The 19,657-nt window shown below is 69.4% G+C and carries 22 protein-coding genes and 1 tRNA gene; 19 read left to right on the top strand and 4 right to left on the bottom strand.

The annotated features are described in order from the left end of the window. Positions 1-48: 48 nt before the first annotated feature. Positions 49-138 (bottom strand) — tRNA-Ser (locus AC1RRF_RS06890). Positions 139-235: 97 nt separating this feature from the next. Here AC1RRF_RS06890 and AC1RRF_RS06885 point away from each other — a divergent pair. The 6 genes from AC1RRF_RS06885 to AC1RRF_RS06860 are packed head-to-tail and all read left to right on the top strand — an operon-like array spanning position 236 to position 5,355. Next, positions 236-1,036 (top strand): septal ring lytic transglycosylase RlpA family protein, encoded by an 801-nt coding sequence (locus AC1RRF_RS06885; RefSeq protein WP_492833693.1) that lies wholly within the window; start codon positions 236-238, stop codon positions 1,034-1,036. A 37-nt stretch (positions 1,037-1,073) separates the two neighbouring features. Beyond that, the gene (gene tmk, locus AC1RRF_RS06880; protein WP_492833692.1) at positions 1,074-1,700 is read left to right on the top strand and encodes a dTMP kinase; all 627 of its coding nucleotides are present in this window, start codon (positions 1,074-1,076) and stop codon (positions 1,698-1,700) included. Beyond that, a complete protein-coding gene (locus tag AC1RRF_RS06875) occupies positions 1,697-2,677 on the top strand; it encodes a DNA polymerase III subunit delta' (protein WP_492833691.1) in 981 nt (326 codons plus the stop codon). The genes tmk and AC1RRF_RS06875 overlap by 4 nt, the downstream gene beginning before the upstream one ends. Further along, positions 2,674-3,462, top strand: a complete 789-nt coding sequence (locus AC1RRF_RS06870) for a TatD family hydrolase (RefSeq protein ID WP_492833690.1) — start codon at positions 2,674-2,676, stop codon at positions 3,460-3,462. The genes AC1RRF_RS06875 and AC1RRF_RS06870 overlap by 4 nt, the downstream gene beginning before the upstream one ends. Then, positions 3,459-4,262, top strand: a complete 804-nt coding sequence (locus AC1RRF_RS06865; RefSeq protein ID WP_492833689.1) for an MBL fold metallo-hydrolase — start codon at positions 3,459-3,461, stop codon at positions 4,260-4,262. The genes AC1RRF_RS06870 and AC1RRF_RS06865 overlap by 4 nt, the downstream gene beginning before the upstream one ends. A gap of 16 nt (positions 4,263-4,278) precedes the next feature. Beyond that, complete coding sequence (locus tag AC1RRF_RS06860) at positions 4,279-5,355, top strand: alpha/beta fold hydrolase (protein ID WP_492833688.1); 1,077 nt, start codon at positions 4,279-4,281, stop codon at positions 5,353-5,355. On the opposite strand, the gene AC1RRF_RS06855 is transcribed toward AC1RRF_RS06860, so the two are convergent. Both AC1RRF_RS06855 and hemB read right to left on the bottom strand, forming a co-directional pair. Continuing rightward, a complete protein-coding gene (locus tag AC1RRF_RS06855) occupies positions 5,352-6,206 on the bottom strand; it encodes a carbonic anhydrase (protein ID WP_492833687.1) in 855 nt (284 codons plus the stop codon). The genes AC1RRF_RS06860 and AC1RRF_RS06855 overlap by 4 nt on opposite strands. A 95-nt stretch (positions 6,207-6,301) precedes the next feature. Continuing rightward, positions 6,302-7,306: a porphobilinogen synthase gene (hemB, locus tag AC1RRF_RS06850; protein ID WP_492833686.1), complete on the bottom strand. Its 1,005-nt coding sequence runs from the start codon at positions 7,304-7,306 to the stop codon at positions 6,302-6,304. A 137-nt stretch (positions 7,307-7,443) separates the two neighbouring features. On the opposite strand from hemB, the gene AC1RRF_RS06845 reads away from it, so the two are divergent. The 7 genes from AC1RRF_RS06845 to AC1RRF_RS06815 all read left to right on the top strand — a co-directional run bounded on the left by AC1RRF_RS06845 (position 7,444) and on the right by AC1RRF_RS06815 (position 13,523). Beyond that, positions 7,444-8,583 (top strand): isobutyryl-CoA dehydrogenase, encoded by a 1,140-nt coding sequence (locus AC1RRF_RS06845; RefSeq protein ID WP_492313016.1) that lies wholly within the window; start codon positions 7,444-7,446, stop codon positions 8,581-8,583. A 55-nt stretch (positions 8,584-8,638) separates the two neighbouring features. Further along, positions 8,639-9,364 (top strand): hypothetical protein, encoded by a 726-nt coding sequence (locus AC1RRF_RS06840; RefSeq protein ID WP_492833685.1) that lies wholly within the window; start codon positions 8,639-8,641, stop codon positions 9,362-9,364. Positions 9,365-9,402: 38 nt separating this feature from the next. Then, on the top strand, positions 9,403-10,455 hold the full coding sequence (locus tag AC1RRF_RS06835; protein ID WP_492833684.1) for an enoyl-CoA hydratase/isomerase family protein: 1,053 nt from the start codon (positions 9,403-9,405) through the stop codon (positions 10,453-10,455). A 65-nt stretch (positions 10,456-10,520) separates the two neighbouring features. Beyond that, complete coding sequence (locus tag AC1RRF_RS06830) at positions 10,521-11,312, top strand: class I SAM-dependent methyltransferase (RefSeq protein WP_492833683.1); 792 nt, start codon at positions 10,521-10,523, stop codon at positions 11,310-11,312. A 27-nt stretch (positions 11,313-11,339) separates the two neighbouring features. Further along, a complete protein-coding gene (locus tag AC1RRF_RS06825; RefSeq protein WP_492833682.1) occupies positions 11,340-12,113 on the top strand; it encodes a class I SAM-dependent methyltransferase in 774 nt (257 codons plus the stop codon). A gap of 56 nt (positions 12,114-12,169) precedes the next feature. Beyond that, positions 12,170-13,090, top strand: coding sequence for a 3-hydroxyisobutyrate dehydrogenase (gene mmsB / locus AC1RRF_RS06820; RefSeq protein WP_492834147.1), 921 nt, complete (start codon positions 12,170-12,172; stop codon positions 13,088-13,090). A gap of 103 nt (positions 13,091-13,193) precedes the next feature. Next, positions 13,194-13,523, top strand: a complete 330-nt coding sequence (locus AC1RRF_RS06815) for a hypothetical protein (protein ID WP_492833681.1) — start codon at positions 13,194-13,196, stop codon at positions 13,521-13,523. A 347-nt stretch (positions 13,524-13,870) separates the two neighbouring features. On the opposite strand, the gene AC1RRF_RS06810 is transcribed toward AC1RRF_RS06815, so the two are convergent. Beyond that, the gene (locus AC1RRF_RS06810) at positions 13,871-14,953 is read right to left on the bottom strand and encodes an agmatine deiminase family protein (protein WP_492833680.1); all 1,083 of its coding nucleotides are present in this window, start codon (positions 14,951-14,953) and stop codon (positions 13,871-13,873) included. A 232-nt stretch (positions 14,954-15,185) separates the two neighbouring features. Between AC1RRF_RS06810 and hemA the strand changes: the two genes are divergently transcribed. From hemA to AC1RRF_RS06780, 6 genes are all read left to right on the top strand, one after another. Next, positions 15,186-16,412, top strand: coding sequence for a 5-aminolevulinate synthase (hemA, locus tag AC1RRF_RS06805; protein ID WP_492834146.1), 1,227 nt, complete (start codon positions 15,186-15,188; stop codon positions 16,410-16,412). Between the two features lie 27 nt (positions 16,413-16,439). Then, positions 16,440-16,622, top strand: a complete 183-nt coding sequence (locus AC1RRF_RS06800; RefSeq protein ID WP_291835669.1) for a DUF6898 family protein — start codon at positions 16,440-16,442, stop codon at positions 16,620-16,622. A gap of 98 nt (positions 16,623-16,720) precedes the next feature. Next, positions 16,721-17,122, top strand: a complete 402-nt coding sequence (locus tag AC1RRF_RS06795) for a GFA family protein (protein WP_492833679.1) — start codon at positions 16,721-16,723, stop codon at positions 17,120-17,122. A gap of 109 nt (positions 17,123-17,231) precedes the next feature. Continuing rightward, positions 17,232-18,515: a serine hydroxymethyltransferase gene (gene glyA, locus AC1RRF_RS06790; protein WP_492833678.1), complete on the top strand. Its 1,284-nt coding sequence runs from the start codon at positions 17,232-17,234 to the stop codon at positions 18,513-18,515. A 7-nt stretch (positions 18,516-18,522) separates the two neighbouring features. Next, positions 18,523-18,993: a transcriptional regulator NrdR gene (nrdR, locus tag AC1RRF_RS06785; RefSeq protein WP_291835677.1), complete on the top strand. Its 471-nt coding sequence runs from the start codon at positions 18,523-18,525 to the stop codon at positions 18,991-18,993. Next, positions 18,993-19,640 (top strand): RibD family protein, encoded by a 648-nt coding sequence (locus tag AC1RRF_RS06780; protein ID WP_492833677.1) that lies wholly within the window; start codon positions 18,993-18,995, stop codon positions 19,638-19,640. The genes nrdR and AC1RRF_RS06780 overlap by 1 nt, the downstream gene beginning before the upstream one ends. The last annotated feature ends 17 nt before the right edge of the window (positions 19,641-19,657 follow it).

Genomic DNA, 19,657 nt, shown 5'->3' with positions numbered 1-19,657 from the left:
CCGGCGCCCCAAGCCTCTCGCATCTGCGGACAATCGCGGACCAGAGAATGGCGGACAGGGTGGGATTCGAACCCACGGTAGGCTCACACCTACGGCGGTTTTCAAGACCGCTGCCTTAAACCACTCGGCCACCTGTCCGTGTCCCGCGAGCGGAGACGCCGCATACCCTCAAACGTCCCGTTAACCAAAGCGGAAATGTCTGCGGGGCATGAAGGGCGTCTCAAGGATCGGGGCGATGACGGCAAGATTTCTCAAGGGCGCCTGTATCGTAGCGCTGCTGCCGCTAATGGCGGCCTGCGCCACGGCGGCCCGACCCGGCGGCGGCGCGCGCATTCCGGTGGTCACCGATCCGGCGCCGATCGTGTCGGGGACCATGCGGCCCTATCAGGTCCGCGGCCGCTGGTACCGCCCGGCCGAGCAGCCCGACTATGACGAGACCGGCATGGCCTCCTGGTACGGCGACCAGTTCAACGGTCGCCCGACCGCGACCGGCGAGCGGTTCGACATGTACGCCCTGAGCGCCGCTCACAAGACCCTGCCGCTGCCCGGCCTGGTCGAGGTCACCAACCTGGCCAACGGGCGCAGCGTCGTGGTCCGGGTCAACGACCGGGGCCCCTTCGTCGACGGCCGCATCATCGACCTGTCGCGCGGCGCCGCCGACGCCCTGGGCATGCTGCAGCGGGGCGTCGGCGAGGTCAGGGTGCGCTACCTCGGGCCGGCGCCGCGTCTCGGCTCCGCCCAGCCGCTGCAGTACGCCGCCACGGTCGCGCCGGCCCCCGCGCCTCCGCGACCCGAACCCGCCGTTGAGAATGGGCGCTACTGGATCCAGGCCGGGGCCTTCGCGGATCGCCGCGCCGCCCGCCGGGTCGCCGACCGCCTGGGCGACCGGGCCACGGTCGATGTGGCGGGGCAGGGCGATTCGCCCCTGTACCGGGTCCTCATCGGTCCCTGGCCCGATCCGAACGCCGCCGAGACCGCCCGCCAGGCCGTGGTCGCGCGCGGCTACGCCGACGCCCTGTTGATATCGGCGCGGTAAGGCTTGCGCCCCAAGCCGGCGCCGCCATTGTGCGCCGGTGACCCACGGCAGATTCATTACATTCGAAGGCGGCGAGGGCGCCGGCAAGTCGACGCAGGTCGCCCGGCTGGTCGACCGGCTGCGCGAGCGCGACATCGACGTCCTGCGCACGCGCGAGCCCGGCGGCTCCCAGGGCGCCGAGGAGATCCGCAACATCGCCCTGAACGGCGACGCGGGCCGCTGGTCGCCCCTGACCGAGACCATGCTGATGTTCGCCGCCCGCAGCGACCATCTGGAGAAGACCATCCGTCCGGCATTGGACGCGGGACGCTGGGTGGTCTGCGACCGCTTCGCCGATTCCAGCCGCGCCTATCAGGGCGCCGGCGGCGGAACGCCGGCCGAATTCATCGAGACCCTGGACGCCGCCATCGTCGGCGCGACCCAGCCGGACCTGACCCTGATCTTCGACCTGCCGGTCGAGGTCGGACTGGAGCGGGCCTTCGGCCGCGGCCTGTTCGAGACCCGGTTCGAGTCCAAGGGGCTGGAGTTCCACGAGCGGCTGCGCCGGCGCTTCCTGGAGATCGCGCAGGAGAAGTCGGATCGCTGCGTGATCATCGACGCCGTCGGCGATGAAGAGGCCGTGGCCGCCCGGGTCTGGGCCGCCGTCGAGGGCCGGCTGCTGTGAGCGAGCACCCGCGGGACCGTTTCGATCTGATCCCGGACGCCGCCGCCGAGGCCGCCTTCATCGACGCCCAGGCTCGCGGCCGCCTGCACCACGCCTGGCTGCTGTGCGGGGTCGAGGGCTCGGGCAAGGCCACCTTCGCCTACCGCGCCGCCCGCCGCCTGCTGGGCGCCGCGCCCGATCCGTCGCGCGGCCCGCTGGGCGCCGACCCCTACGACCCGGTGTCGCGCCAGATCGCGGCCCAGTCCCATCCCGACCTGCTGGTGCTGGAACGCGCCGTCGAGGGCGGCAAGGTCAAGAAATCCATCTCGGTCGATCAGGCCCGCGACCTGCCCGAGTTCTTCTCCAAGAGCCCGTCCCAGGCCCACTACCGCGTCGCCATCATCGACGCCGCCGACGACCTGAACCTGAACGCGGCCAATGCCCTGCTGAAGGTTCTGGAAGAGCCGCCTGAGCGCGGCGTGCTGTTCCTCGTCACCCATGCGCCCGGCCGCCTGCTGGCCACCATCCGCTCGCGCTGCCGGCGGCTGGCCTTCCCGGTCTGGCCGCAGCACGCGCTGGAGGAACTGGTGCGCAACCGCGTCGGCGCGCCGTCCGCCGAGGCCGCGCGCATCGCCGCCATGGCCGGGGGTTCTCCCGGTCAGGCCCTGGCCCTCGCCTCCGGTGCGACGCTGGAGGCCGACCAGATCGCTCAGGCCTGGGTCGCCGCCGACCAGATCGATCGCGCCGAGGCCCTGTCCCTGGCCGACAAGTTCCGCGGCGCCGAGGGGCAGGAGCGGTTCGAGACCCTGATGGACCGCCTCATCGCCGCCGTGAAGGTCCGCGCGCTGGAGGAGGGGGCGTCCGGCGCCAAATGGGCCGAGTTGTGGACCCGCCTGTCCGAGCTTCCCGACCGCACCGCCGCCATCAACCTGGATCGCGGCGACGTGCTGGCCGGAGCCTTGGCCGACCTGCAACGCACCAAGGCCGCGCGCGGATGATCATCGACAGCCACGTCAACCTGCACGCCCCCCAGTTCGACGAGGATCGCGACGCGGTCATCGCCCGCGCCCGCGAGGCCGGGGTAGGGCTGATGGTCGAGATCTCCGACAAGCTGTCCACATTCGAGGCCACCCACGGCCTGGCCATGGCCCACGACGACATCTGGTGCACCGTGGGCGCCCATCCGCACGAGGCCAAGGATCATGCCGACCTGACCGCCGCGCGCCTGGCCGAACTCGCCGGTCGTCCGCGCGTGATCGGCATCGGCGAGTGCGGGCTGGACTTCCACTATGACCTCAGCCCGCGCGACATCCAGGCCGCCGTCTTCCGCCAGCATATCGAGGCCTCGCGCCTGACCGGCCTGCCGCTGGTGGTCCATACCCGCGAGGCCGACGACGTCATGGCCGCCATCCTCGAGGAGGAACAGGCCCGGGCGCCGTTCAAATTCCTCATGCACTGCTACACCAGTGGGCCGGAACTGGCGGAAAAGGCGGCGGAACTCGGGGCCTGGTTCTCGGTCTCCGGCATCGCCACCTTCCGGGCGGCCCAGGAGGTGCGCGACATCATCGCCGTGATGCCCGCCGACCGGATCATCGTCGAGACCGACTGTCCTTACCTAGCCCCCATTCCGCACCGGGGCCGCCGCAACGAGCCGGCCTATGTCGGTCATGTGCTGGACAAGCTGGCCGAGATTCGGGGCTGGTCCCGCGACGAGGCCGAGGCGCGCACCACGGACGCCTTCTTCGCCCTGTTCGACCGCATTCCGAGACCCGAGGGGGCATGATGGGCGCGCTGGAGGTCGTCATCCTGGGCAGCGGCTCCTCCGGGGGCGTGCCGCGCGGCGACGGCGACTGGGGCGCCTGCGATCCGGCCGAACCGAAGAACTATCGCACCCGCTGCTCGGCCCTGATCCGCCGTCACGGGCCGGACGGGATCACCAGCGTCCTGATCGACACCTCGCCCGACCTGCGCGCCCAGATGCTGGCGGCCGAGGTCAAACACATCGACGCCGTCCTCTACACCCACGACCACGCCGACCAGACCCACGGCATCGACGACCTGCGGGTCTTCGCCATGCGCGCCCGGCGGCGCATCCCGGCCTTCATGGACGCCGCGACCCGGTCCGCGCTCGAGAGCCGGTTCCAATATATCTTTGAATCTGTCGAGGGTTATCCGGCGATCCTCGATTCGTATGACATCCCGAGACACGGTGAGTCATGGTCCCTGCCGGGCGCGGGCGGCGCGGTCCCGGTCGTCACCTTCGACCAGGCCCACGGCCCCATCCGCTCGGTCGGCTACCGCTGTGGCCCCGTCGCCTATTCCAGCGACGTGTCCGATCTGGACGAGGCGGCGCTGGAGGCGGTGGCCGGCTGCGACCTGTGGATCGTCGACGCCCTGCGCTGGACCGCCCATCCGACCCATTCCCACGTCGACAAGACGCTGGACTGGATCGCCCGGTCAGGCGTCAAGCGCGCGGTACTGACGAATCTACATATCGACTTGGATTACAATGTCTTGTCGGCCAGTGTTCCGGCCAACGTCGAGGTCGCCTTCGACGGCTGGAGCACGCGCCTGTCTCTCTGATCTGGAGTCCGCGACGATGAAACGGCTTCTTCCGGCCCTCTGCGGCGCCCTGGCGCTGGCCCTGTCTTCCGCGGCTCACGCCCAGACGTTCACGCCCACCGAGGGCGACTTCCGCGCCACGGGTTTCGCCGTCGCCGGCCGGACCCTGCCCGAACTGAAGATCCACTACCGCACCCTGGGGACGCCCCGGCGCGGCGCGGACGGCCGGGTCCAGAACGCGGTGTTGCTGCTGCATGGCACCGGCGGTACGGGCGGCCAGTTCCTGTCGCCGTCGTTCGCGGGCGAACTGTTCGGCCCGGGGCAGCCGCTCGACGTGACCCGCTACTACGTCATCATGCCGGACAACCTCGGCCACGGCGCCTCGTCCAAGCCGTCCGACGGCCTGCGCGCCCGTTTCCCGGAGTACGGCTACGCCGACATGGTCGAGGCCCAGCGCCGCCTGTTGGTCGACGGGCTCGGCGTCGATCACCTGCGGCTGATCCTTGGGACGTCCATGGGCTGCATGCACGCCTTCGTCTGGGGCGAGGTCCATCCCGACTTCGCTGACGCCCTGATGCCGCTGGCCTGCCAGCCCACCGCCATCGTCGGCCGCAACCGCCTGTGGCGCGCCATGCTGCAGGACGCCATCCGCGCCGATCCCGCCTGGCAGGGCGGCGACTACCAGAGCCAGCCCGTGCAAGGTCTGCGTACGGCCGTCGATCTGCTCGTCCTGGCGGGCGGCGCGCCCCTTCCGCTGCAGGATCAGCTCTCGACCCGGGCCGCCGCCGATGAATGGCTGCAGGGCCAGATAACCCGCCGCCTCGCGCCGCTGGACGCCAACGACCTCTGGTACCAGGTCAACGCCTCGTGGGACTACGATCCGTCCGCGAACCTGGAGGCCGTCACCGTCCCGGTGACCTGGATCAACTCGGCGGACGATTTCATCAACCCGCCCGAACTGGGGCTATCGGAACGGTTCGCGCCGCGCCTGCGCCACGGCGTCTACCGCCTGATCCCCAACAGCCCCGAGGGCAAGGGCCACGGGACGCACACCTGGGCCCGCTTCTGGAAGCAAGACCTGATCGCCCTTCTGGCCCGCTCGGAACGCCCTTAGGCGGGCTCGTGGGCGTGGGCATGCTCATGAGAGTCCGCATGCCCGTGCCCGTCGTTGGCCGCGGCCTGGGTTTCGGGCTCTGACGACGGCGCGCCTTCGTCCAGGAAGTAGACTCGGCCGGTGGCCATGTCCTTCACCGCCGCCACGATCTTGATCGCGCCCGAATGCGCCGCGTCGGCCAGGGCGGTGTCGGCGGTCAGCAGCCGGGCCACCACGCGGCGGGCGTTCTCCTCGACCGCCAGCCGCGCCTGATCCGGCCCGCCGATCTTCCTCGCGGACAAGACCGCCGGCAGGATCGGCACGATCATCTCCTCCAGTGACGGATCCAGCTCGGCGCGCCCGTCGACCACGGCCTCGGCCGCCGCCACCGCGCCGCAGCCCGTGTGGCCCATGACCACCACCAGCGGGCAGTGCAGGTGTTTGACCGCGTAGACGATGGAGGCCAGCCCGCGCCGGTCCACGGTGTTGCCCGCCACCCGGATGATGAACAGCCGGCCCAGGCCCTGGTTGAACAGGATGGTCGGCGGCGTGCGGCTGTCGGCGCAGCCTACGATGGTGGCGATCGGATGCTGGCCGCCCTGCAGCGCATCCAGGTCATGGGCGGTGACGTGGCCCAGCCGGGTGTCGCCGCTCAGGAAGGCGGCGTTGCCGGCCTTCAGCAGGTCCAGCGCCTCGGCGGGCGTCGGCGGGCGCTCAGGCTCGGGCTCGGGATGCGGCGCGTGGGTGTCCTCCACGACAGCGGCGGGCGCTTCGATCGCCGGCGTCTCGACCACGGACGCCTCGACGACGGGCTCCGCCTCGGGCGTAACCCGCGCAGGCGTCTTCTTGCGACCGAACCACAGAAAGCCCATCGCCCATTCCCCCGAACCGCGACCACCCCGTTAACCTTTCTGGAGAACGTGGGTCTCTGTCGTCAATCGGCTTACGGTGAAGCTTTGATGAAGTTTCAGGCCCCCAGCAGCCGGGCGGCCTGCGGGGCGAAATAGCTCAGCACTCCCGCCGCGCCCGCGCGCTTGAAGGCGTGCAGGCTTTCCAGGATGGCCCGGTCCTCGTCCAGCCAGCCGTTGGCCATGGAGGCGCGCATCATCGAATATTCGCCGGACACCTGGTAGGCGAAGGTCGGCAGGTGGAAGGTCTCGGACACGCGCCGAACGATGTCGAGGTACAGCATGCCCGGCTTGACCATCACCGCGTCCGCGCCCTCGGCGATGTCCATCGCCACCTCGCGCAGGGCCTCTTCGGTGTTGGCGTAGTCCATCTGGTAGGTTTTCTTGTCGCCACGCAGCTGCTTGGCCGAGCCGACCGCGTCGCGGTACGGGCCGTAGAAGGCCGAGGCGTATTTCGCCGCGTAGCTCAGGATCAGGGTGTCCTGGTAGCCGTTGGCCTCCAGCGCTTCGCGGATCGCCTGCACCCGGCCGTCCATCATGTCCGAGGGGGCGACGATGTCGGCCCCGGCGTGGGCGTGGATGAAGGCCTGTTCGGCCAGCCGCTCCAGCGTGGCGTCGTTGACGATCCGGTCGCCCTCGACCACGCCGTCGTGGCCGTGGTCGGTGTAGCAGTCCAGCGCCACGTCGGTCATGACGCCGATCTCGGGCGCGGCGTCCTTGATGGCCTTGATGCAGTCGGGGATCAGACCGTCCGGATCGGTCGCGCCGGTCCCGACGCCGTCCTTGATCGCCCCGTCGACATTAGGAAACAGGGCCACCAGCGGAATGCCCAGGTCGCGGGCCTCCTTCGCCGCCTCGGCCGCCGCCTTGGGCGACAGGCGCGACACGCCCGGCATCGACGCCACCGGAACCCGGTCCTCCTTGCCGTCATGCACGATCAGCGGCCAGACCAGGTCGGCCGGCGTCAGCGTCGTCTCGGCCACCAGTCGGCGCACCCACGGGCTGGAGCGCAGACGACGCGGGCGGGCGTAGGGAAAGGCGGCGGGCGGGAAGGGCTGGGTCATGGCGGCGATGTAGGCCAGCGGCGACCGCTCTGCAAAGCGACAGCTCCGCGCGGCTGTCGACGCCCGGCGCTCGGGCCGCTAGACACGCGCCGAACCGGCCCGCCAGAGGCCGACGGGTTTCGGGAGCTTGTGACCCAATGGACTTCGCCCTTACCGACGACCAGCGCGCCATCCAGGACGCCGCCCGCGCCTTCGCCGAGGCCGAGCTGGCCCCGCACAGCGCCGAGTGGGACGAGACCAAGACCTTCCCCGTCGACGTCATGCGCCACGCGGCCGAAATGGGCTTCTGCGGCATCTACACCGGCGAGGAGCACGGCGGCATGGCCCTGGGCCGGGTCGAGGCGGCGCTGATCTTCGAGGAGCTGTCGCGCGGCGACGTCTCCACCGCCGCCTTCATCTCGATCCACAACATGGCGACCTGGATGATCGACAGCTTCGGCTCGGCCGACCTGCGCGCCCGCTATGTGCCCTCGCTGGTCACGATGGAGAAGATCGCCAGCTACTGCCTGACCGAACCGGGCTCCGGCTCTGACGCCGCCGCCATGCGCACCACGGCCGTCCGCGACGGCGACCACTATGTCCTGAACGGCTCCAAGGCCTTCATCTCAGGCGCCGGGACCTCGGATGTCTATGTCGTCATGGCCCGCACGGGCGAGCCGGGCGCCAAGGGCATCTCGGCCTTCGTGGTCGACCTCGGCACGCCGGGTCTGTCGTTCGGCGCCCAGGAGAAGAAGATGGGCTGGAACTCCCAGCCCACCGCCATCGTCAGCTTCGACGACTGCCGCATCCCGGCGGCCAATCTGCTGGGCAAGGAAGGCGACGGCTTCCGCTACGCCATGATGGGTCTGGACGGCGGCCGCCTGAATATCGCCGCCTGTTCGCTGGGCGGCGCTCGCCTGGCCCTCGAGACGGCGCAGGACTACGTCTCGACCCGCAAGCAGTTCGGCAAGGCCCTGGCCGAGTTCCAGAACACCCAGTTCAAGCTGGCCGACATGGCCACCCAGCTGGACGCCTGCCGCCTGATGGTGCTGCGCGGCGCCTGGGCGGTCGATACCGGCCACCCGGAGAAGACCAAGTGGTGCGCCATGGCCAAGCGGTTCACCACCGACGCCTGTTTCCAGATCGCCGACGAGGCCCTGCAGCTGCACGGCGGCTACGGCTATCTGAAGGACTATCCGCTGGAGCGCATCGTCCGCGACCTGCGCGTCCACCGCATCCTTGAAGGCACCAACGAGATCATGCGGGTGATCACGGCGCGGGAAATGATGCGGCAATAGCCAAGGTGACGGCTCGCCCCACCCGTGCCAACGTGGCGGCGGGAGGACTGTCATCATGAAACTGCTCGCCGCCTTCATCGCCGCCGGTTTTCTGGCCGCGCCCGGCCTAGCTCTCGCCCAGGACCTGGGAGAGATCGTCGTCACGGGCTCACGCATTCAGCGGGGGTATAGCGAGGACGCCCCGCCGCAGATCGTGCCCGCGGTGACGGTCACCCGTCGCGCCGACAACCTGATCGTTTCGGTCTGGGTGGTGAATGACACCCGCGAGGCCGCCGGCCGTCGCACGGAACTGATCCAGACGCTGCGCAACATGGCTCGCGCCGCAAGCAGTCAGGGCGACATCGCCCTGAGCATAGAGGATGAGGGCCAGTTGGTGCCTTTCACCGAAGGCATGATCTCGACCCTGACGCTGGGTGTGGACGGCGGGCGGGCGGACACCAGCACCACCAGCCTGATCCTCAAGACCCCGATCTTGCCGGGCGACACGCTGGACACCGCTTCGGGGCGTATCGAGCGTTTCGTGTCCAGGATCGACAAGGCCGGACGCACCCTCGTCAACATTCGGGGCGGTTGGCAGTTGTCCATCGTCAATCCGGCCCAGTATCGCCCGTCGGTGCTCGAGGCTGTCGCCATGGACGCCAACCGGACGTCCGCCCTCTTCGGGCCCGGCTATGCGGTGGATGTGCAGGGCATGGCCAACGCCCTGACATGGGTCCAGTCCGGCCCGCTCGAGCTGGCGATGTTCGTGCCCTATACGATGTCGATTACGCCCCGGCGTTGAGGCTGGACCGGTGGTGCGGCTGGCCCTAGATCAGCCCCATGACCACCGAACCCGAAATCCTCACCCGCGTCGATTCCGGCGTCGGGATCATCACCCTGAACCGGCCCAAGGCCCTGCATGCGCTGAACCGGGCCATGTGCGACGCCATGATCGCGGCGCTGCTGGCGTGGCGCGAGGATGAGGCGGTCAAATCGGTGCTGATCGATCACTCGGGCGAGCGCGGCTTCTGCGCCGGCGGCGACATCCGCATGATCGCCGAAAGCGGGGCAGGGGACGCCTCTGAGGCCAGGGCCTTCTTCAAGGCCGAATACCAGCTGAACCACCTGCTGTTCGACTACCCCAAGCCGGTGACGGCCATCGTGGACGGCATCGTCATGGGCGGCGGCGTCGGCATCTCCGAGCCCGCCACGGTCCGTATCGCCACCGAGCGCACCACCTACGCCATGCCCGAGACCGGCATCGGCCTGTTCCCCGACGTGGGCGGCGGCTGGTTCCTGCCGCGGCTGCCGGGCCAGACGGGCGTCTGGCTGGCCCTGACCGGGGCGCGGCTCAAGGCGGCGGACACCGTCTTCCTGGGCATCCACACCCACTATCTGCCGACCGACGCCCTGGAGGCCTTCCGCGCCATCCTGTCCGTCGATCCGGCCTATCCGATCGATGTCGCCGACGGGCTGGAGGACGATGCGGGCGAGGCGCCGATCGAGGCCCATCTGGAGGCCATCGACCGCCTGTTCGCCTTCGATAAGGTCGAGCAGATCTTCGCCGCGCTCGAGGCCGATGGTTCCGACTGGGCCCTGGCCCAGCTGGCGATCCTGAAGACCAAGTCGCCCCAGTCGCTCAAGGTCAGCCTGCGCCAGCTGCGCACCGGCGCGGCGCTGGAGACCTTCGCCGACAACATGGCGATGGAATACGCCCTGGGCGGCCGCGTGGTCCGCACCCATGATTTCCAGGAAGGCGTCCGCGCCGTCATCGTCGACAAGGACAATGCGCCCAAATGGTCGCCCGCCGACCTGTCGGGCGTCACCGACGCCGCACTGGACGCCCTGTTCGCTCCGTTGCCGGACGAAGAGGCGTGGACGCCGCTCCCCTGATCGAGGGAACCCCTTGCATCGGGCCCGGTGAGGCGTAGCTTCCGCTGCGCAAAACAGGGGTCACCATGCTGAGAACCGCCGTCCTCGCCACCGTCTGCGCCATGGCCCTGTCGGGCTGCGTCATCATCGCCAGCGACGGCGGTGAGGAGACGGTGGTTCACGCCACCCCCGCCGCGACGACCGTGTCGCCGGAGGCGCGCTACGCCGACGCCCTGTCCGACACCCGCCGCCTGCCCGAGGAAGTGGCGCGCGATCCGCTGCGCAAGCCGGCCGACATGCTCGCCCTGATGAACCTGCGGCCGGGCCACGCCATCGCCGACATCCGCCCGGAAGAGGGCTATTTCACCCGCCTGTTCGCGCCCGTCGTCGGCGCCGGCGGTCATGTCTACGCCTTCGTGCCCAATCAGACGGCGACCCGCGAGAACGCCTTCGCCGACACCTTGGCCTCGACCTACGCCAACACCACCCGCGTCACCGGCGCGCTCGAGACCATGACGTTCGACCAGCCGCTGGACGTCGTCTTCATGGGCGAGGAGTACCACGACTTCACCATCCCCCGCTTCGGCGTGGACGTGGCGGCGATGAACCGCCGGGTGTTCGAGGTGCTCAAGCCGGGCGGCCTCTACGTCATCCTCGACCACCAGGCCGCCGACGGGGCCGGCATTTCGGTCTCGGGCAGCCTGCACCGGATCGAGGCCGCCGAACTGCGCCGTCAGGTCGAGGCCGCCGGCTTCGTCTTCGACGGCGAGAGCAGCGCCGTCCGCGTGCCCGGCGACGACCACAGCCTGACCGTCTTCGATCCCACCATCCGCGGCCGCACCGACCGCTTCGTCTACCGCTTCAGAAAGCCCGGCTGAGACCGGGCGCCCACAGGAGGATAGTCCATGCGTCGCTCCCTGATCCCGGCGCTCGCCGCCGCCCTGTTGCTGACCGGCGCCGTCACGGCGCAGGCCGGTTCCACGCCGGTCGTCGCCGTCGCGCAAACGCCCGACTACGCCGCCGTTCTCGCCTCGCCGGTCCGCACGGATGAAGACCGCGCCCGCGACACGGCCCGCCACACGGCCGAGACCCTGGCCTTCACCGGCGTCCGGCCGGGCTGGAAGGTCGCCGACATGATCATCGGCGGCGGCTATTTCACCCGCGTCTTCTCCGCCGCGGTCGGACCGACGGGCCATGTCACGGCCTGGCAGCCGGATGAGTTCATCGGCTTCCAGGCTTCCTATGGCGAGGCCGTCACCGCCGCCGACGCCCTGCCGAACGTGGACGGCGTCCACTCGGCGATCGGCGCGCCGGTCTTCCCCTCCGGGCTGGACCTGATCTTCACGGCCCAGAACTATCACGACCTGCACCTGCGCCCGTTCGCGACGGACACGGCGGCCAAGGTCAATGCGGCGGCCTTCGCGGCGCTCAAGCCGGGCGGCGTCTATGTCATCATCGACCACGATGCGGTCGCCGGCTCGGACCTGACCGTGCCCCACACCCTGCACCGCATCGACCGCGCGACCCTGATCGCCGAGGTCGAGGCCGCAGGCTTCGTGCTGGACGGGTCGAGCGACATCCTGGCCAATCCCGCCGACCCCCGCACCGCCAACGTCTTCGACCCGGCGATCCGTGGCCACACCAGCCAGTTCCTGCTGCGGTTCAAGAAGCCGGGGTGATCACACCACACTCGTGACTGGCCTTCTCCCTCCGCCCCGGCTAACCCGTCGGCAAAATCAAAGGGAGACGCGCCATGACCACCACCATCGCCTTCATCGGTCTGGGCAACATGGGCGGCGGCATGGCCGCCAATCAGGCCAAGGCGGGGCACAAGGTGCTGGCCTTCGACCTGTCGCAGGCCGCGCTGGACCGCGCCGCCGCTGCAGGCTGCACCCCGGTCGCCAGCGTCACTGAGGCCGTGAAGGCCGCCGATATCGTCATCACCATGCTGCCCGCCGGGCCGCATGTCCTGAAGGTCTATTCCGAGCAGATCATCGGCGCCGCCCCGTCCTCGGCCCTGCTGCTGGACTGCTCGACCATCGACGTGGACACCGCCCGCAAGGTCGCCGGCCTGGCCAAGGAGGCGGGCTACGCCTTCGCCGACGCCCCCGTCTCGGGCGGCACCATGGCGGCGGACGCCGGAACCCTGGCCTTCATGGTCGGCTGCGACGAGTCCGACTTCGCCCGTATCGAGGCGGCGCTGGAGCCGATGAGCCGCGCCACGTTCCGCGCCGGCGACCACGGGGCGGGGCAGGCGGCCAAGATCTGCAACAACATGATCCTCGGCATCACCATGCTGGGCACCTGCGAGGCCATCGGCCTGGCCGAGAAGCTGGGGCTGGACCCGGTGAAGATGTTCGACATCGTCGCCAAGTCCTCGGGCCAGAGCTGGTCGACCACCACCTACTATCCCTGGCCCGGTCCGGTCCCGACGGCCCCGTCCAACCGCAACTATGAGGGCGGGTTCGCCGCCGCCATGATGCTGAAGGACCTCAAGCTGGCCCAGGACGCGGCCGCCAAGTCCGGCGCCTCGACCCCGCTGGGCGCCCAGACCGAGGCCCTGTTCCAGATGTTCAACGGCCTCGGCTACGGCGACAAAGACTTCTCCGCCATCCTGCAACTGCTGCGCGGCAAGCTGGACGAACTGCCGAAATAGCCTCGGGGGCCGTCGTCTCCGGGCCGGAGGTCCACAATTTTAGGTTGACGGTTTCAGATCGACGACTCTACCTTGAGGGGTGAACAGTTGATCGGAGCGTCTTGTGGACCTCGACCTGTGCCAGCGGGCTCTGCGCCTGAATCCCGACCTCTGGGTCGCCACTCAGATCGTCTCGAAGGCGAACGAGCGCGGGGCCTATCCCATCAAGTCGCTTGATGATCTCTGCGCCGCCGTCCTGAAGTCGGCGAGGGGCGGGGTCCGTTTCGAAGGAATGACCCTCACGGCGGCGGATGCGCGTGCATTCTTCCCCAAGGTCTTCTTCCCGATCGAAGGCGAGGACGAACTCCTCAAGGCCGTCTACGCCGCCCTGGTCTGGGCCCGGGAGGTGCATCTGTCCGAAGATCGGATCCGCGCCCACAAGGCCAGCCTGTAGAACGGGAGCGAGATCATCATGCCGACCCCGCCGCCTCCAAAGCCTACACCTACGACCGCCGGACGATGGCAGAACGTCCTGGTCTTTTCGACCGCGCCTCCGACCGCTCACGTGGTCTTGCGAGGACTGACCGGGGGATCGTTCCGTTGGCGCGCGTTCGGCGCGGGCATACCCTTCTATCTCGAGGGCGTATCCAGTTCAGCGGGCGCCGGCGTGCAGTCTGTCGATGTCTGGATAGGGTGGACTGGCGGGTTCTGTTCGGTTGATGTGCTGACGACGTCGGGCGCCGGCGTGCAGGCCTGGTTCTACGCCTGGCCGGGGCGTCCCCCCGGAATGCCGTCGCCCCCCTAGGCCGGCTGCTGCTGGGTCGCGCAATGGATGCCGCCGCCGGACCGGCCCAGGGCGTCGATGTCCAACTGGACGACGTCGCGACCGGGGTGGAGGGAGGCCAGGACTTCCCGGGCCTCCGCATCGGCCCGCCGGTCGCCGAACTGCGGCGCGATCACCGCCCCGTTGCAGACGTAATAGTTCACGTAGCTCGAGACGAAATCGTCGCCGCGTCCACGGATGTCGACGGGGTCGGGCAGGCGGACGAGGTCCAGCTTGCGCCCGTTCGCGTCGGTCGCCTGTTCGAGCACGCCGAGGGTCTGGTGGGCCGCGACGGACCATGGATCGTCGGGATCGATCTCATCGTCGATCTGGATCAGCACGCGGCCGGGCCCCACGAACCGGGCGAGGGAATCGATGTGGTAGTCGGTGATGTCCGCCCCGATGACGCCCGGCGCCCAGATCGTCTTGGTTCCGCCCAGGGCCCGGCCGAGGCGGTCCGCGATCTGGTCCGCCGTCAGGCCCGGGTTGCGGTTGGGGTTCACCCAGCAGCTGGCGTGGGCCAGCAGGGTTCCGGCGCCGTCATGCTCGATCCCGCCCTGTTCGCCGATCACCCCGCTGTCGATCAGCGGCAGTCCCAGGCGCTCGGCCACGCGCGCGGCGATGCGGGCGTCGTTCCCATGGGCCTGCTTGCCGCCCCAGCCGTTGAACTGGATCAGGGCCACGGCCAGGTTTCCGGCGGCGTCCTTCACGAACGTCGGCCCGCTGTCGCGGCACCACAGGTCGTCGGTGGGAATGTCCCAGATTTCGACCCTGTCGCTGAACCGGCGCCGGTCCAGCCCGCGCGCGCCGGGCGCGGCCAGCATGGCCACGGGCTCGTGTTCGCTGACGGCGTTGGCGATGTCGACGATGCTCGACTGGACGGCGGCCAGGTCGCGCGCGCCATAGACGTCGACGCTCACCGGCCACTGCATGAGTGTTCGTGTGTGAGGCGCGCTCTCCAGCGGCATGTGATGGCCTTCGGCGGCCGCGGTCTGCGTCGGCGCGCAGCCGCCCGCGCCCATGGCGACCAGTCCGGTCTGGATCATTCGGCGGCGGTTCATGCTCAAGGGTCCTGACGGAGCGGGGCTCCCGTTCAGGCCGCCCGACGGGCGCCGTTGTCAACCTGGGCCATGGGGCAAGTCTGTTCGCCGAAGCGCCGTTGCGCGCAAGAACGAAACTGAGAACCGTTATCAATTAGCGAGTTGCGACGATTTAGCCGCCGCCGCTGATAGACTTTCGCGGACTCGAGGCGCAAAAACCGCCCGATCCGAAGAGACCACGCGAGTGACAGGGTTGTTCGACTACAAGGCCGCATTCCAGACCGCTGTTGAGCAGGTGAAGAGCGAGGGGCGCTACCGCGTCTTCGCCGACCTGAAGCGCGTGCGCGGTCAGTTCCCCCTGGCCAAGCGTCGCCGCGCGGACGGGTCCGAGCAGGACGTCGTCGTCTGGTGCTCGAACGACTACCTCGGCATGGGCCAGCATCCGGTCGTCCTCAAAGCCATGCAGGCCGAGATCGACCAGGTCGGCGCCGGCGCCGGCGGCACCCGCAACATCTCCGGCACCACCCGTTCGGCGGTGGATCTGGAGGCCGAGCTGGCCAGCTGGCACCAGAAGGAAGCGGCGCTTCTCTTCACCTCGGGCTACGTCGCCAACGAGGCGACCCTGACCACGCTCCAGCGCATCCTGCCGGGTCTGATCACCTTCTCCGATTCGCTGAACCACGCCTCGATGATCGCGGGCATCCGCAACGGCGGCGGCGAGCGGCACATCTTCGCCCACAACGACCTGGAGCATCTGGAGGCCCTGCTGGCCGCCGCTCCGGCGCATGCGCCCAAGCTGATCGCCTTCGAGAGCGTCTATTCGATGGACGGCGACATCGCCGACCTGGCCGGCACCATCGCCCTGGCGAAGAAGTACAACGCCCTGACCTACCTCGACGAAGTCCACGCGGTCGGCCTGTACGGCGCGACCGGCGCGGGCGTGGCCGAGCGGGACGGCGTGCTGGACGGCATCGACATCGTCGAATGCACCCTGGGCAAGGCCATCGGCGTCATGGGCGGCTACATCGCCGCCGACGCCGTGATCGTGGACGCGGTCCGCAGCTGGGCCTCGGGCTTCATCTTCACCACCAGCCTGCCGCCCGCCCTGACCGCCGGCGCGCTCGCCTCGGTCCGCCACCTCAAGGCCCATCCGGAACTGCGCGACGCCCATCAGGAGCGCGCAGCGACCCTGAAGGCCCGGCTCAAGGCCGCCGGCATCCCGGTGATGGAGAGCGTCAGCCACATCGTCCCGGTCTTTGTCGGCGATCCGGTCCACACCAAGATGATCTCGGACATGCTGCTGGAGCAGTACGGGGTCTACGTCCAGCCGATCAACTATCCGACCGTCCCCAAGGGCACCGAGCGCCTGCGCTTCACCCCGTCGCCGAACCACACCGACGCGATGATGGACGATCTGGTCAAGGCGATGGACGCCCTGTGGACCCACTGCAACGTGGTGCGCCTGCCCGCTGTGGCCTGACCTTTCTGACCCGGGGAGGGAGGTGACATGACTTCCGACGACCCCGGCGAGGTCATCTTCGAACTGACCCGCAACGGCGCCTATCTGAAATGCTCGGCCATCCACGTCGCCACCGGCCGCGAGGTCTCGGCCATGGGTCCGGTGCATGAGCCGGAGGGGCTGAAACGCGTGGCGCTCGCCAAGCTGAAGCGGGCGCTGGCCCAGGGCTGATCCCGCTCGCCACCGGATCGATCCCTCCTGACAGACTGCTGCCACTTCCTGACATTCGACTGCGTTACAACAACGTCGAAACCGAGGAGGAGCTTGCCATGACCCTGACCGCATCCTGCCACTGCGGCGCTATCAAGATCGAAGTCCCGGGCCTTCCGGCCGAGGTCAAGGAATGCAACTGCACCTACTGCCACCGCACGGGGGCGGTCTGGGGCTACTACGCGCCCGAGGACCTGCGGATCACGGCCGCCGGGGAGCCCGCCCGCGACTACGCGCCCAGCGGCATGAACCATCACCACTTCTGCGGCCAGTGCGGCGGCAACACCCACGGCTTCAGCCCCGACTGGGCGTCCATGTACAACAACGACGGCACGTTGAAGCCGGGGATGACGCAGGGCGTTCCCGAGCGTCAGAACGCGGCGATCAACCTGCGCATGGTCGACGACCTGGACCTGTCCACGCTGGCGATCATCAAGGTCGACGGCCGCAACAGCTGGTAGGCGTTCGCGGCGCCTGTTCCCGAAGCGGGACACTAGATGTTGTGGTCGGCGGCGCCGGGGCCTAGATAGGTCGGCATCCAGACCACCACTCTAGTATTCGGGGACGCGAGTGACCGCCTTCACCCACGCTGACTATTTCTCGAAGTCCCTCGCGGACGCCGATCCGGATATCTTCAAGGGCATCCGGGGCGAGCTGGGCCGTCAGCAGGAGCAGATCGAGCTCATCGCGTCCGAGAACATCGTCTCCCAGGCGGTGCTCGAGGCGCAGGGCTCGGTCCTGACCAATAAATACGCCGAGGGCTATCCGGGCCGCCGCTACTATGGCGGCTGCGAGTTCGTCGACATCACCGAGAACCTGGCCCGCGAGCGCGCCAAGGCGCTGTTCGGCGCCGCCTTCGCCAACGTCCAGCCGCACTCGGGCGCCCAGGCCAACCAGGCGGTCTTCTTCACCCTGCTGCAGCCGGGCGACACCTTCCTGGGCATGGACCTGGCCTGCGGCGGCCACCTGACCCACGGCTCGCCCGCCAACCAGTCGGGCAAGTGGTTCCGCCCGGTGACCTACAAGGTCAACGAGGACGATCACCTGATCGACTATGACCACGTCGCCGAAATGGCCCAGAAGGAGAAGCCCAAGCTGATCCTCGCCGGCGCCTCGGCCTACAGCCGCCACATCGACTTCAAGCGCTTCCGCGAGATCGCGGATTCGGTCGGCGCCTATCTGATGGTCGACATGGCCCACTATGCGGGCCTGATCGCCGGCGGCGTCTATCCGGACCCGATCCCGCACGCCCACGTGGTCACCACCACCACGCACAAGACCCTGCGCGGTCCGCGCGGCGGCATGATCCTGTCCAATGACATCGAGCTGGGCAAGAAGATCAACTCGGCGGTCTTCCCCGGCCTGCAGGGCGGCCCGCTGGAGCACGTCATCGCCGCCAAGGCCGTGGCCTTCGGCGAGGCGCTGAAGCCCGAGTTCAAGCTCTACGCCCAGCAGGTCGTGAAGAACGCCCAGGCCCTGTCGGCCGTGCTGATCGACCGCGGCCTGGCCATCGTCTCGGGCGGCACCGACAGCCACCTGGCGCTGGTTGACCTGCGACCCAAGGGCGTCACCGGCAAGGCCACCGAGCACCAGCTCGAGATGGCGCTGATGACCTGCAACAAGAACGGCGTGCCGTTCGACACCGCGCCCTTCACCGTCACCTCGGGCGTCCGCCTGGGCACCCCGGCGGGCACCACGCGCGGCTTCGGCGAGGCCGAGTTCCAGCAGATCGGCCACTGGATCGCCGACGTCGTCTCCTCGATGAACGGCGGGGACGAGGCCGATCCGGCCGTGGTCGCGGCCGTCGCCGCCCAGGTGCGCGAGCTCACGCACCGCTTCCCGATCTACGGATAAGCGCGCGATGAAGTGCCCCTTCTGCGGAAACCCGGACACCCAGGTGAAGGACAGCCGCCCGTCGGATGACGGCGCGGCCATCCGCCGCCGGCGGTCCTGCCCGCAGTGCAACGGGCGCTTCACCACCTTCGAGCGGGTCCAGCTGCGCGAACTGATGATCCTCAAGCGCAACGGCCGCCGCACGCCCTTCGACCGCGACAAGCTGGAACGCTCGCTGGGCATCGCCCTGCGCAAGCGTCCGGTCCAGCCGGAACAGATCGAGCAGCTGGTCAGCCGCATCACCCGACAGCTGGAAAGCCTGGGCGAGACCGAGATCCCGTCCTCGACCGTCGGGGACTTCATCATGAAGGCGCTCAAGGGCGTCGATGAGGTCGCCTACGTCCGCTACGCCTCGGTCTACAAGGACTTCCGCCACACCGGCGATTTCGCCCGCTTCCTCGGCGACGAGGGTCTGGACGACGAGTCCGGCTCGCGCTGATGCGCCCCGCGTCCACGAAGATGACGGTCACCCTGAAGCTGGCGACCTCCCTCGACGGGCGGATCGCGACGGCGTCCGGCGAGTCCAAATGGATCACCGGCGAGGCCGCGCGGCTGCAGGGCCACCGCCTGCGCGCCGCCCATGACGCCATCCTCGTCGGGGTCGAGACCGTCCTGGCCGACGACCCCGAGCTGACGGCCCGCCTGCCGGGCCGCCCGGTGGACCAGCCCCTGCGCGTGGTCCTCGACAGCCGCCTGCGCACGCCCGCGACCGCGAAGGTCGCCGAGGGCGGGGACACCCTGATCCTGACGGCGTCCGAACCCTCCGCCATCGGTTCCGCCGCGGTCGAACAGGTCGAGACCCTGGACGGCCGTCCGGCCCCCGCCGCCGTCCTGGCCGCCGTTCGCCGCAAGGGCGCGGCCTCGGTCCTGATCGAGGGCGGCGGGCAGGTCGCGGCCGCCTTCCTGCGCGCCGGACTGGTCGACCGCATCGAGTGGTTCCGCGCGCCCGTCCTGCTGGGCGGCGACGGACGGCCCTGCGTCGCGGCCCTGGCGCTTGCAAAGCTGGCCGACGCCCCCAAGTTCCGGCGACTGTCCGTCGAACCCGTCGGCGACGACCTGTGGGAACGCTATGACGTCCTTCGCTGAGCTCGCGCCGGTCCATT

Source organism: Brevundimonas sp. GW821-FHT12C05, from assembly GCF_058807475.1.
This window is presented reverse-complemented; position numbering and strand designations above follow the sequence as displayed.

Coding starts and splice junctions, on each gene's coding strand:
- AC1RRF_RS06885 (WP_492833693.1), top strand. CDS start 236: ATGACGGCAAGATTTCTCAAGGGCGCCTGTATCGTAGCGCTGCTGCCG.
- AC1RRF_RS06870 (WP_492833690.1), top strand. CDS start 2,674: ATGATCATCGACAGCCACGTCAACCTGCACGCCCCCCAGTTCGACGAG.
- AC1RRF_RS06865 (WP_492833689.1), top strand. CDS start 3,459: ATGATGGGCGCGCTGGAGGTCGTCATCCTGGGCAGCGGCTCCTCCGGG.
- AC1RRF_RS06860 (WP_492833688.1), top strand. CDS start 4,279: ATGAAACGGCTTCTTCCGGCCCTCTGCGGCGCCCTGGCGCTGGCCCTG.
- AC1RRF_RS06855 (WP_492833687.1), bottom strand. CDS start 6,206: ATGGGCTTTCTGTGGTTCGGTCGCAAGAAGACGCCTGCGCGGGTTACG.
- hemB (WP_492833686.1), bottom strand. CDS start 7,306: ATGACCCAGCCCTTCCCGCCCGCCGCCTTTCCCTACGCCCGCCCGCGT.
- AC1RRF_RS06845 (WP_492313016.1), top strand. CDS start 7,444: ATGGACTTCGCCCTTACCGACGACCAGCGCGCCATCCAGGACGCCGCC.
- AC1RRF_RS06840 (WP_492833685.1), top strand. CDS start 8,639: ATGAAACTGCTCGCCGCCTTCATCGCCGCCGGTTTTCTGGCCGCGCCC.
- AC1RRF_RS06835 (WP_492833684.1), top strand. CDS start 9,403: ATGACCACCGAACCCGAAATCCTCACCCGCGTCGATTCCGGCGTCGGG.
- AC1RRF_RS06830 (WP_492833683.1), top strand. CDS start 10,521: ATGCTGAGAACCGCCGTCCTCGCCACCGTCTGCGCCATGGCCCTGTCG.
- AC1RRF_RS06825 (WP_492833682.1), top strand. CDS start 11,340: ATGCGTCGCTCCCTGATCCCGGCGCTCGCCGCCGCCCTGTTGCTGACC.
- AC1RRF_RS06810 (WP_492833680.1), bottom strand. CDS start 14,953: ATGAACCGCCGCCGAATGATCCAGACCGGACTGGTCGCCATGGGCGCG.
- AC1RRF_RS06800 (WP_291835669.1), top strand. CDS start 16,440: ATGACTTCCGACGACCCCGGCGAGGTCATCTTCGAACTGACCCGCAAC.
- AC1RRF_RS06795 (WP_492833679.1), top strand. CDS start 16,721: ATGACCCTGACCGCATCCTGCCACTGCGGCGCTATCAAGATCGAAGTC.
- nrdR (WP_291835677.1), top strand. CDS start 18,523: ATGAAGTGCCCCTTCTGCGGAAACCCGGACACCCAGGTGAAGGACAGC.
- AC1RRF_RS06780 (WP_492833677.1), top strand. CDS start 18,993: ATGCGCCCCGCGTCCACGAAGATGACGGTCACCCTGAAGCTGGCGACC.